At 72.7% G+C, this 11,386-nt stretch carries 13 protein-coding genes; 7 read left to right on the top strand and 6 right to left on the bottom strand.

Features of this window, described 5'->3' with window-relative positions; all coding sequences use genetic code 11:
• Positions 1 to 101: 101 nt before the first annotated feature.
• Positions 102 to 281 carry a hypothetical protein gene (locus ABD347_RS10610; protein WP_344359850.1) on the top strand — a complete coding sequence of 60 codons (180 nt, stop codon included), beginning with the start codon at positions 102 to 104 and terminating at the stop codon, positions 279 to 281.
• Between the two features lie 3 nt (positions 282 to 284).
• Here ABD347_RS10610 and ABD347_RS10605 read toward each other — a convergent pair whose 3' ends face one another.
• Positions 285 to 1,319, bottom strand: a complete 1,035-nt coding sequence (locus ABD347_RS10605; protein WP_344359463.1) for an aldo/keto reductase — start codon at positions 1,317 to 1,319, stop codon at positions 285 to 287.
• 62 nt (positions 1,320 to 1,381) lie between these two features.
• Positions 1,382 to 2,227, bottom strand: coding sequence for a polysaccharide deacetylase family protein (locus tag ABD347_RS10600; RefSeq protein WP_344359461.1), 846 nt, complete (start codon positions 2,225 to 2,227; stop codon positions 1,382 to 1,384).
• Between the two features lie 153 nt (positions 2,228 to 2,380).
• Here ABD347_RS10600 and ABD347_RS10595 point away from each other — a divergent pair, with 153 nt between their 5' ends.
• Complete coding sequence (locus tag ABD347_RS10595; protein ID WP_344359460.1) at positions 2,381 to 3,601, top strand: cytochrome P450; 1,221 nt, start codon at positions 2,381 to 2,383, stop codon at positions 3,599 to 3,601.
• A gap of 67 nt (positions 3,602 to 3,668) precedes the next feature.
• Here the strand turns inward: ABD347_RS10595 and ABD347_RS10590 are convergent, their stop codons facing one another.
• From ABD347_RS10590 to zapE, 3 genes are all read right to left on the bottom strand, one after another.
• Positions 3,669 to 5,027, bottom strand: coding sequence for an alkaline phosphatase PhoX (locus ABD347_RS10590; protein ID WP_344359849.1), 1,359 nt, complete (start codon positions 5,025 to 5,027; stop codon positions 3,669 to 3,671).
• Between the two features lie 151 nt (positions 5,028 to 5,178).
• Entirely contained in the window at positions 5,179 to 5,604 is a 426-nt protein-coding gene (locus ABD347_RS10585; RefSeq protein ID WP_344359457.1) for an OsmC family protein, read from the bottom strand.
• 52 nt (positions 5,605 to 5,656) lie between these two features.
• Positions 5,657 to 6,712 (bottom strand): cell division protein ZapE, encoded by a 1,056-nt coding sequence (gene zapE / locus ABD347_RS10580; RefSeq protein WP_344359847.1) that lies wholly within the window; start codon positions 6,710 to 6,712, stop codon positions 5,657 to 5,659.
• Between the two features lie 52 nt (positions 6,713 to 6,764).
• Between zapE and ABD347_RS10575 the strand changes: the two genes are divergently transcribed.
• From ABD347_RS10575 to msrB, 4 genes are all read left to right on the top strand, one after another.
• Positions 6,765 to 7,526, top strand: coding sequence for a pyrimidine reductase family protein (locus ABD347_RS10575; protein ID WP_344359455.1), 762 nt, complete (start codon positions 6,765 to 6,767; stop codon positions 7,524 to 7,526).
• A 106-nt stretch (positions 7,527 to 7,632) separates the two neighbouring features.
• Positions 7,633 to 8,118 (top strand): indole-3-glycerol phosphate synthase, encoded by a 486-nt coding sequence (locus ABD347_RS10570; protein ID WP_344359452.1) that lies wholly within the window; start codon positions 7,633 to 7,635, stop codon positions 8,116 to 8,118.
• A gap of 41 nt (positions 8,119 to 8,159) precedes the next feature.
• Complete coding sequence (murC, locus tag ABD347_RS10565) at positions 8,160 to 9,572, top strand: UDP-N-acetylmuramate--L-alanine ligase (RefSeq protein ID WP_344359449.1); 1,413 nt, start codon at positions 8,160 to 8,162, stop codon at positions 9,570 to 9,572.
• 13 nt (positions 9,573 to 9,585) lie between these two features.
• Positions 9,586 to 9,999 (top strand): peptide-methionine (R)-S-oxide reductase MsrB, encoded by a 414-nt coding sequence (gene msrB, locus ABD347_RS10560; RefSeq protein WP_344359447.1) that lies wholly within the window; start codon positions 9,586 to 9,588, stop codon positions 9,997 to 9,999.
• A 131-nt stretch (positions 10,000 to 10,130) separates the two neighbouring features.
• On the opposite strand, the gene ABD347_RS10555 is transcribed toward msrB, so the two are convergent.
• Complete coding sequence (locus tag ABD347_RS10555; RefSeq protein WP_344359444.1) at positions 10,131 to 10,520, bottom strand: VOC family protein; 390 nt, start codon at positions 10,518 to 10,520, stop codon at positions 10,131 to 10,133.
• A 66-nt stretch (positions 10,521 to 10,586) separates the two neighbouring features.
• Between ABD347_RS10555 and ABD347_RS10550 the strand changes: the two genes are divergently transcribed.
• Entirely contained in the window at positions 10,587 to 11,213 is a 627-nt protein-coding gene (locus ABD347_RS10550; RefSeq protein ID WP_344359846.1) for a nucleoside/nucleotide kinase family protein, read from the top strand.
• Positions 11,214 to 11,386: the final 173 nt, after the last annotated feature.

The raw sequence follows: 11,386 nt of genomic DNA, 5'->3' as shown, positions 1-11,386 counted from the left end.
CCGCCGCCGGCGGGGGCGGCGGCGCCGGCGGGGGCGGCGGCCGCCGGCGCCTGCCGGCTCACCGCCGTGCGGACGTGAGTACGCTCGTAGACATGGACGACATGACCGATTCGTACTGCGGGACGACGCCTCCCGAGGCGGCCGGGCCCGAGGGCGGGCCGCCGTACGCCGCGTGCGTCCTGTGCCAGGAGCCGACCGAGTACCCGGAGACGGCGAAGGGCGTCACCCTCTGCCCGGTCTGCGAGTGGCGGGAGGCGGAGCGCACCGCCTGCTCCGGCTAGGTCCTAGCCGCGGGCCGAACGGGACGCGCGCCACGTGCGCCGCTCGTCGATGTCCGCACCCCGGTCGCCGTACACATTGCGCCGGACGCCGGGGTCCCGCAGGAAGTCGTGCGGGAAGCCGAGCGGCACCGCGCTCACCTCGTCGAGGCGCGCGACCGCGCCGGGGTCCAGCTCCACGCCGAGGCAGGCGAGGTTGTCGGCGAGCTGGCCGGGACGGGAGGCGCCGATGAGAGGCACGATGTTGCCGGGGCGGCCGCGCAGCCACGCCAGCGCCACCTGGGCGGGGCTCCAGCCGCCCTGCTCGGCGATCTCCAGGACGGCGGTGATGACCTCGCTCTCCCGGTCGTCCTCGCGAGCCCCGTCGGACAGCCGGCCCGACTCGCCCCGCCGGTACTTCCCGGTGAGCTTGCCGGCCGCCAGCGGCGCCCACGCCATGACGGTCTGGTCGAAGGCGCGGGCCTGTGGCAGCAGCTCGCGCTCGGGTGTCCGCTCCAGCAGGTTGTAGCGCAGCTGGGAACCGGCGAAGCAGGTCCAGCCGCGCAGCTCGGCGAGGGTGTTCGCCTGGGCGATCTCCCAGGCGGCCCAGTCGGACACCCCGAGGTAGAGCACCTTCCCGGCGCGTACCAGGTCGTCCAGGGCGCGCATGACCTCCTCGACCGGGGTGAACTCGTCCCGCGCGTGCACCCAGAGCACGTCGAGGCGGTCGGTGCGCAGCCGGTCGAGGCTGGCCTCCACCGACTGCACCAGGTTCTTGCGGTGGTTGCCGCCGGAGTTCGCATCGCCCGCGCGGGTCGCGCAGGTGTACTTGGAGGCCAGCACGAACCGGTCCCGGCGGCCGTCCAGCAGCTTGCCCACGACCGTCTCCGAGGCACCGCCGCCGTAGACGTCGGCGGTGTCGACGAAGTTGCCGCCCGCGTCCGCGTACGCGTCCAGGATCCGCCCGCTCACCTCCTCGTCGCCGCCGCTCCCCATGGTCATGGCGCCCAGCGCCAGCTCGCTCACCCGCAGACCGGTCCGGCCGAACAGTGTGCAACGCACGGTGCGTCCCCTCGTCGGTTGGTGTTCCCTGGTACACCGGACGCTAGGGGCTGGAGCGCGCTTCAGGGCAAGTCCGCCGGTGTGCCGCGTCCGGCGGCGGCCATCAGTTCCGAGACCTTGACGAAGCGGTACCCGCGTTCGCGCAGCTCGGGGACGATACGGCGGACCGCCCGCTCGGTGACGGGCGCGGCGCTGCGGGTGCAGTGCATCACCACCAGGGAGCCGGGCCGGACGCCCGCCAGGACCTGCTCGGCGACGGCGTCGGCGTCCGTGGCGAACGCGTCACCGCTGACCACGTCCCACTGCACGGCCGTCACTTTCGCGGCGGACAGCGCGCGCAGCGCCTCACCGTCGTAGCAGCCGCCGGGGAAGCGGAAGTACGGTACGACGTTGCGCGCGCCGGCCGTACGGAAGGCGTCGAAGGCGCGGCGTACGTCGGCCGCCATGTCCTGGTGGCCGAGGGTGGGCAGCCCGTAGCAGGGGGCCTTGAAGGCGTGGTGGCTGTAGGAGTGGTTGGCGATCTCGAAGCGGGGGTCGTTGCCGATGGCCCTGGCCTGGTCGGGGTACTCCTCGGCCCAGCGCCCGGTCATGAAGACGGTCGCGTCCACCTTCAGGCGCCGCAGCGTGTCGATCAGCGCGGGGTTGTCGAACCGTTCGCCGCGTGCGGCTCGGGCGCCCTGGTCGGACGTCATGTCGGCGTCGAAGGTGAGGGCGACGGTCCGGCCGGCCGTGGCGGGCCCCCGCTCGAACACGGGCGTGATCCCGCCGGGGCCGGGGGCCATGGTCGGCGGCACCCTGACGGGGGAGGGGCTCGCCTCGGCGGGTGGCCGCTGGGGCGGGGCGGGGCGGGGGGCGGAGACGTCACCGCATCCGGCCAGAGTGGCGCACAGCGCACCGAGAAACGACATATTCCGCACAAAGGTGATCACACGCGAAAAATATATGATCATCGCGACGTTGAACGGTCAGCCTGCTTCCGTCCGGAGTAGTCCAGCGCGATGTCCCGCCCCGCCCGGGTGATCGTGAGGAGGACACCAGTCGTCGAAGGGACGGACGGACGCATGACCGAGGACACCGCGACACGGCCCACTCTGGGCCCGCCGCCCGTGCGGCACTGGCCCGCGCTGGACATCGCCGGGACGGAGTTCGACCCGGTGCTCGCCGAGTTGATGCGCGAAGGGCCGGTCAGCCGTATCCAGCTGCCTCACGGCGACGGCTGGGCCTGGCTGGTGACCCGCCACGACGACGTCAGGATGGTCACGAACGACCCGCGCTTCACCCGCGCGCCCGTCGTCGACAGTCAGGTCACCCGGCTCGCGCCGCACTTCAAGCCCAAGCGCGGGTCCCTCGCCTTCGCCGACCAGCCCGACCACAACAGGCTCCGGAGCGCGGTGGCGCCGGCCTTCACGCTGCGCGGGGTGGAACGGCTGCGCTCACGCGCCCGGGACACCCTGAACCGGATGGTGGACGAGCTGCTCGCCGACGGGCCGCCCGCGGACCTCACCGAGCGGATCCTGGAACCCTTCCCCATCGCCGTGGTCTGCGAGGTCATGGGCGTACCCGTCGCCGACCGCGAACGGATGCGCGCCTGGACCCGGCAGATCGTCTCCCCGGCGGACGCCGCCGCCAGCGCCCGGGCCAAGGACGGCATGTACGGCTGGTTCACCGAGACGATCCGCGCGCGCTACGGCAGCACGGACGAGGACGTCATCTCCCTGCTGGGAGCGGCCGTGGGGCGCGGTGACATCAGCGAGGAGGAGGCGATCGGCCTCGTCGGGCCCCTCCAGATCGGCGGGGAGGCCGTCACCGCCAACACCGGCCAGATGCTCTTCCTCCTCCTGACCCGCCCCCACCTCCTCGAACGGCTCAGGACCGAGCCGGCCGTCCGGCCACGGGCCATCGACGAGCTGCTGCGGTACATCCCGCACCGCAGCGCCGTCGGGCTGGCCCGCATCGCGCAGGAGGATGTCGAGATCCACGGGGTGCGGATCAGCGCGGGAGACGCCGTCTACGTCTCGTACCTCGCCGCCAACCGCGACCCGGAGGTGTTCCCCGACCCGGAGCGCGTCGACTTCGACCGCGCCCCCAACCCGCACGTCGCCTTCGGGCACGGACCGCACTACTGCATGGGCGGGCTGCTCGCGCGGATGCAGACCGAGCTGCTGATCGACACGCTCGTCGACCGCCTCCCGGAGCTGCGCCTGGCCGTCCCGCCGCAGGAGGTCACCTGGCGGCGACGCACACTGATCCGCGGCCCGGAGGTCCTGCCCGTCACCTGGTGACACGCGCCCGGTGCGGGACGACGGACGCGCCCCCCTCGCGCCGCGCCGCCCCGCACCCGCCGTCACCTCACCGCCAGGGCCCGGTCACCGCGAACGTCGTGCCCGGCGTGTAGCAGTTGACGTACATCGTCCCGCCGTCCGGCGAGAACGTGACGCCCGCGAACTCGCCCCACTCCGGTTCCTCCGGCGTACCGATGTTCTGCCCGCCGCGCGCCAGCGGGTAGACCTCGCCCCGCTTGGTCAGCCCGTAGACGTGCTGCGCGCCGTTGCCGTCCTCGCACACCATCAGACCGCCGCCCGGCGCCAGGCAGATGTTGTCGGGGGACTCGCCCGGCAACCGGACGTCGCTGCTCGGACCGAAGGCGACGACCAGCGTGAGCCGGCGCCGGTGCGGCTCGTACTTCCACACCTGGCCGTAGTGGTCGCCTGCCGAGCCCTCGGCCGCGCGCGCGAAACTGGAGACGAAGTAGACGGACCGGCCGCCCCAGTAGCACCCCTCCAGCTTCTGGGCGTGCGTGATGCCCCTGGGCCCGAAGTCCTGGAGCCGGATGGGCGTTTCCCGCGCCTGACTGTCCGGCACCGGAACCCACTCGATGCCCTCGAACACCGCGCCCGTCTCCTGGATCGCGGACAGGTCCGGCACGCCCGGCACGCGCATCGCCTCCAGCGTGCCGCCGGCGCGCAGCGAGCCGGTGCCGCCGAGCGGCCTGTTGGGCAGGAAGCGGTAGAAGAGCCCGAACGGCCTCTGGAAGGCGTCCTCGGTCTCGTAGACGATCCCGTTGCGCGGGTCCACCGCCATGGCCTCGTGCTGGAAACGGCCCAGCGCGGTCAGCGGTACGGCTCCGGTGCGCAGCGGGTCGGCGGGGTGCACCTCGAAGACGAAGCCGTGGTCCTTGGTGTAGCCGTTGGTGCCGGCCCTGTCCTCCGTCTCCTCACAGGTGAGCCAGGTGCCCCAGGGGGTGAGCCCGCCGGAGCAGTTGACGGCGGTGCCCGCGATGGCGACGCGTTCGCCGAGGACATTGTTGCGGCCGTCCAGTTCGAGTGCGGTGCACCCGCCCTTGGCGGCCGGGTCGTAGGTCAGGCCGCGGACGGCCGGCACACCGTGGCGGGCGGAGGCGCGGTTCTCGTGGTTGCGGACGAGGTGGACGCGGCCGCGGCGGCCGGCGAAGGCGCCCATGCCGTCGTGGTTGCCCGGCACCGTGCCCTCGCCGGAGCGGAGCGGGTCGCCCTCCCGGGAGAGGACCTCGTAGCGGAAGCCTCTGGGGAGGTCCAGCAGGCCGGCCGCGTCGGGGACGAGAGCGCCGTAACCGGCGTGGCCGCGAGCGGCCGCGGTGCCGGCGAACAGCTCGGAGAAGGCACCGGCGAAAGTGATCCCGGCGACGGACGCGCCGGTACGGGCGAGGACTTGACGTCGTGTTGCGGACAGTCGTTCGGACACGAGGCAACAACTCCCTGCTCGGGGCACCCCCGGGCGCGGGCCGGGGGTGGGACAGGTGTGACGTGACCCGCACGTGTGTATCACGCGGTGTGGTGACACGTGAACACTGCGGGCCACGTCGCCTCGTGGTCCCGCCGGGTCAGACGAGCGTGGCGGTGAGGGTGATCTCGGTGCCCGTGAGCGCCTGGCTGACCGGGCAGCCGGCCTTCGCTTCCTCCGCGGCCTTGGTGAAGCCCGCCTCGTCCAGGCCCGGAACCTCGCCGTCCACGGTGATGTGGATGCCGGTGATGCCCTTGCCCGGCTGGAAGGTCACATCGGCCTTGGTGGTCAGCCGGGCCGGCGGGTTGCCGGCCTTCGTGAGGGAGCCGGAAAGGAACATCGAGAAGCAGCTCGAGTGGGCGGCCGCGATCAGCTCCTCCGGGCTGGTCCTGCCGTTCGGCTCCTCGGCGCGGGCGGGCCAGGAGACGGGGTACTGCCCGATGCCGGAGGAGTCGAGGGACACGGTGCCCGAGCCCTCGGTGAGGTTGCCTTCCCAGACGGTGTGCGCGTGACGCGTGGTGGCCATGCCGGATTCCCTTCGGAGGGTGTACGACCCAAATGGGTTATGCCACCCAAACCTACTGGGCCACCAGCCCCTTCGCGTCGCGCGCCAGCGCGGTGAGCCGCGATATCGCCCGGAAGTACTTCTTGCGGTACCCGCCGTTCAGCATCTCGTCGCTGAACAGCTTGTCGAACGGCAGCCCCGAGGCGAGGACCGGCACCTCCCGGTCGTAGAGCCGGTCCGCCAGCACCACCAGGCGCAGCGCCGTCGACTGGTCGGGAACGGGCGTCACCCCCGTGAGGCAGACCGCCCGGACGTCGTCCGTCAGCGCGCCGTACCGGCTGGGGTGGACCCGGGCCAGATGCTCCAGCAGGCGCGGGAAGTCGTCGAGCGACGCGCCCGGCGTGGCGTACGCCGCCCTGGTCACCTGCTCGTCCGCGTACGGCGCCGGGGCCTCGGGCAGCCCCCGGTGACGGTAGTCCTCGCCGTCGATGCGCAGCGGCCGGAAGTGGGCGGACAGACCCTGGATCTCACGCAGGAAGTCGGCGGCGGCGAACCGGCCCTCGCCGAGCTTGCCCGGCAGCGTGTTGGAGGTGGCGGCCAGGGCCACCCCCGCGTCGACCAGCTTGCCGAGCAGCGTCGACACCAGGACGGTGTCGCCCGGGTCGTCCAGCTCGAACTCGTCGATGCACAGCAGCCGGTGCCCGCTGAGGGTGGCCACCGTCTGCTGGAAGCCGAGCGCCCCGACCAGGTTGGTCAGCTCCACGAACGTACCGAACGCCTTCAGGGACGGCTCGGCGGGTGTGGCGTGCCACAGGGAGGCGAGCAGGTGCGTCTTGCCGACGCCGTACCCGCCGTCCAGGTACACCCCGCGCGGCCCGGTGGGCGCGGGTGGCGTCTTCCGGAACCAGCGGCGCCGCCCGCCGCCGGTCGCGTGCGCGCCGCCGAGCCCGGCGGCGAACGAGCCGAGCACCTCGACCGCCAGGGTCTGGCTCGGCTGGTCCGGGTCCGGGATGTACGTGTCGAAGCGCACCGCGTCGAAGCGCGGCGGCGGCACCATCTCGGCGACCAGACGGTCTGCCGGGACGTGCGGCTCGCGGGCGCACAGGGACAGCGGGGCCGCTTCGGTCATGGCACTGGTCGACACAGTTACTCACTCTAATCGCCGTGCCAGACTGCACCGCATGCGACGCCTCTTCCCTGTGACCGACCAGACAGTCCGCGACGAAGTGCGGGAGTGGTCCCTCGACGAGCTCGCCGAGGCCTACGCGTACCCCGCGAAGGGCCCGTGGCTGCGCGCCAACATGGTGTCGTCCCTGGACGGGGCGGCCCAGCACGAGGGGCGGTCCCAGCCCATCTCGTCCGACACCGACATGCGGATCTTCGGCACCCTGCGCGGCCTGGCCGACGTGGTGATCGTCGGCGCCGAGACGGTACGGCTGGAGGGCTACCGCCCGGCACGCGCCCGGGAGGCCTTCGCGGAGCGCAGAGCGGCGGCCGGCCAGGGCCCCGCGCCCGCGATCGCGGTGGTCAGCGCCTCGCTGGACCTCGACTTCTCCGCCCCGCTGTTCACCGCGCCCCTCGTGCCGACGCTGCTGCTGACCGGTGCATCAGCCGCCCCGGACCGGGTAAGCGCGGCCCAGGAGGCCGGCGCCGAGGTGGTCGTCGCCGGGGACGGACCGGGCGTGGAGCCGGAGAGGGCGGTGCGGGCGTTGGTCGAGCGCGGGCTGACCCGCCAGCTGACGGAGGGCGGCCCACGGCTGCTCGGGCAGCTGGTGGCGGCAGGAGTACTGGACGAGCTGTGCCTGACGGTGTCGCCGCTGCTGACCGTCGGGGACGCGCAGCGGATCGCGGGCGGGCCGTCCCCGAAGGTGCCGGAGCGGTTCGCGCTCGCGTCCCTCCTGGAGGAGGACGGGTTCCTTTTCACCCGTTACAGCCGGGCTTGACCAATCGGCGGAATGTTCCGTTCCGGTTAGCTTCCGGTGGGCAGAATTAGTCAGGCAGTCCCCGTGCGGACACGGGGAAGGATGGTTTCCGCGGAAGGGCTCCCAAGTGTTCACAAGCGTTCTGATGATCGAGAAGCCGCTGTCGTCCGTGGACGTGGAGTTCGTCACCACCCTCCACGGGGACGAGGAGATCTCCTTCATCGTCCTGATGCAGCCGCGCGGCGACCAGGCCGTCGTGCTGCTGCGGGCCATCGACGACGTCGCCCTCGGCGAACTGAGAAAGGCCGTCAAGGAGGGGGAGGAACCGGAGGGCAAGGCGGCGGAGCTCCCCGCCCAGCAAGGGCTCGAGCACTCCCTGCGCGTCCTGCGCGAAGCGGGCTGCGACGCCGTCGGCCAGGTCGTCGAGGACCATCCGCTGGACAAGCTGAAGGCGGTCGTGGAGGAGGCCGGCGCGGACGAGGTGATCGTACTGACCAAGCCCCACTACGTGGAGGAGTTCTTCCACCGGGACTGGGCCTCCCGTGCCCGCCACAAGGTCGGCGTGCCGGTGCTGAAGCTCTTCGCGCACAACGACGAGCCGGACACCGAATAGGCTGGGCCCCTCACGTACGTCGCACCCCGGGAGAGACACGCATGGCACCCGCCATTCCTGCCGCCATGATTCCTGCCGCCATGGAGCGCCCGCACTTCATCGGCATCGGCGGCGCCGGGATGTCGGGCATCGCCAAGATCCTCGCCCAGCGCGGGGCCGAGGTCGCCGGCAGCGACGCGCGCGAGTCCGAGACCGCCGCGTCCCTGCGGGCCCTCGGCGCCACCGTCCACATCGGACACGCCGCCGGAAACGTGGCGGACGACACCACCAGCGTCGTCGTCTCCAGCGCCATCCGCCCCGACAACCCCGAGCTGGCCCGCGCCACCGAGCTGGGCATCCCGGTCGTCCACCGCTCCGACGCGCTGGCCGCCCTGATGACCGGGCTGCGCGCGATCGCCGTGGCCGGCACGCACGGCAAGACCACCACCACCTCGATGCTCGCCGTCGCCCTCACCGAACTGGGCCTCGCCCCGTCGTACGCCATCGGCGGCGACCTCGCCGGGCCCGGCACCAACGCCCTGCACGGCGACGGCGACATCTTCGTCGCCGAGGCGGACGAGAGCGACCGCAGCTTCCAGAAGTACGACCCCGAGGTCGCGATCGTCCTCAACGTCGAGCTGGACCACCACGCCAACTACGCCTCGATGGACGAGATCTACGAGTCCTTCGAGGCGTTCGTCGCCAAGATCCGCCCCGGCGGCACCCTGGTCGTCGGCGAGCAGTCCGGCGCCCGCGAGCTGGCCCGCCGGGTCGCCGACCGCGACGACCTGACGATCATCCGCGTCGGCGAGACGGCCGGCTCCGACGCCCGGATCCTCGCCCTCACGCCCAAGGGCATGACCAGCGAGGTCACCGTCGCCCTCGACGGCACCGAGCACACCTTCACCGTCTCCGTGCCCGGCCGCCACTACGCCCACAACGCCGCCGCCGCCCTCGTCGCCGGCGCCCGCGTCGGCATCGAGCCGGCCGCCCTGGCGCAGGCCCTGACCGCGTACACCGGAGTCGGCCGCCGCCTGCAGCTCAAGGGCGAGGCCGCGGGCGTCCAGGTCATCGACTCGTACGCGCACCACCCCACCGAGATGACCGCCGACCTGGAGGCCATGCGCGGCGCCGCCGGGGACGCCCGCCTCCTCGTCGTCTTCCAGCCCCACCTCTTCTCCCGCACCCAGGAGCTCGGCAAGGAGATGGGCCAGGCCCTCGCCCTCGCCGACGCGTCGGCCGTCCTGGAGATCTACCCGGCCCGCGAGGACCCGATCCCGGGCGTCACCAGTGCCCTGATCATCGACGCGGCGCGTGCCGCCGGCGCCGACGTCACCGCCGTACCCGACAAGGACACCGTCCCGGACGTCGTCGCGGGAATGGCCAAGCCCGGTGATCTCGTTCTCACCATGGGCGCCGGGGACGTCACCGACCTCGGCCCCAGGATCCTGGCCCGCCTGGCGGACCGCGACTGAGGGAGAGCAGCACATGGCGTACGACGTCGAGAAGCCGGACGAGCAGTGGCGCGCGGAGCTGTCCCCCGAGGAGTACCACGTCCTCCGGGAGGCCGGCACGGAGCGCGCCTTCACCGGCGAGTACACCGACAGCAAGACCAAGGGCGTCTACTCCTGCCGCGCCTGCGGGGCCGAACTGTTCACCTCCACCACCAAGTTCGAGTCCCACTGTGGCTGGCCGTCCTTCTACGACCCGAAGGACACCGACGCGGTCGAGCTCATCCAGGACCGCTCCCACGGCATGGTCCGCACCGAGGTCCGCTGCGCACGGTGCGGCTCCCACCTGGGCCATGTCTTCGAGGGCGAGGGCTACCCGACCCCCACGGACCAGCGGTACTGCATCAACTCGATCTCGCTGAGGCTGACCCCGGAGGGTGACGAGGGCTGACGCCCGCGACCGTGCGCCCGGGCAGGTGGGCCGCGCGGCGGTGCCGGGTCACCGGTGCCGTGGCCGGCGCGGACCGCCCGAGGTCGTACCGGCACCCCAGCAGCGGCAAGCGGTCCCGGCACATGCGGCCGTCAGGCCGGCTGGAGCAGGTCCCAGCGGTTGCCGTACAGGTCCTCGAAGACGGCCACCGTCCCGTACGGCTCATGGCGCGGCTCCTCCAGGAACCGCACCCCGGCAGCGAGCATCCGGGCCCGGTCACCGGCGAAGTCCTCGGTGTACAGGAAGAACCCCACGCGCCCGCCGGTCTGCGCCCCGACGCTCGCCTCCTGGGCGCCGCCCACCGCCCGGGCCAGCAGCAGACCGGTGCCCGCGCCGGCGCCCCGGGGCCGGACCACGACCCACCGCGAACCGTCCCCCCGGTCGGTGTCCTCGACCAGTTCGAAGCCGAGGGCTCCGGTGTAGAAGGAGATGGCCTCGTCGTAGTCACGGACGACGAGGGTGATCAGGGCGATGTGCGGCATACCGCACACGTTATACGTATGATCTGCGGGCTGACCAGCGGGCCCGCCGACTGCGACACTGCTGCCATGGACTCGCAGCAGCTCGCCGAGCTCACCGCCCGCGCCCGCCGCCTCGCCGTCCCCGGGACCCGCCGCCTCCTCGGCCTGGCCGGAGCGCCCGGCGCGGGCAAGTCCACCCTCGCCGCCCGGCTGGCCGACCGGCTCGACGGGCTCGCCGCGCTCGTCCCGATGGACGGCTTCCACCTCGCCCAGGCCGAGCTGCGCCGCCTCGGCCGCGCCGATCGCAAGGGCGCCCCCGACACGTTCGACGCGGCCGGGTACGCCGCCCTGCTCGGCCGCCTCCGCGCCGCCGCGCCAGGCACGGTCGTCTACGCCCCGGCCTTCGACCGTGCCCTGGAGGAACCGGTCGCGGGCAGCATCCCGGTCGCCCCCGAGGTGCCGCTCGTCATCACCGAGGGCAACTACCTCCTCCACGACGCCGGCCCCTGGGCGTCCGTCCGCCCGCTCCTCGACGAGGTCTGGTTCCTGGAACTGGACGACCACCGCAGGGTCCACCGCCTCGTCGAACGGCACGTCCGGTTCGGCAAGGAACGCTCGTACGCCGAACGCTGGGTCAGGGAGTCCGACGAAGCCAACGCCCGGCTCGTCACCGCCGGACGCGGCCGCGCCGACCTCGTCGTACGCGTGAGCTGAACGAGGGGGAGCCCAACAAACGTGAGCCCAACAGGCAAGCCCGATAGGCAAGCAACAGGTAAGCCCACATGCGAGCCCCACACGTCCGCTGAAGCCGTGTGAACCCAGCACGGGGGCCGGGCCGCATGCGCCGGGTGTGGCGCTCGGCCCACCGTGTCACCGCTCGTGTGCCG

The sequence above is a fragment of the Streptomyces gobitricini genome, from assembly GCF_039532985.1.
GTDB lineage: Bacteria > Actinomycetota > Actinomycetes > Streptomycetales > Streptomycetaceae > Streptomyces > Streptomyces gobitricini.
The sequence above is the reverse complement of the archived record's forward strand: the minus strand, read 5'-3'. Positions and strand labels throughout refer to the sequence as shown.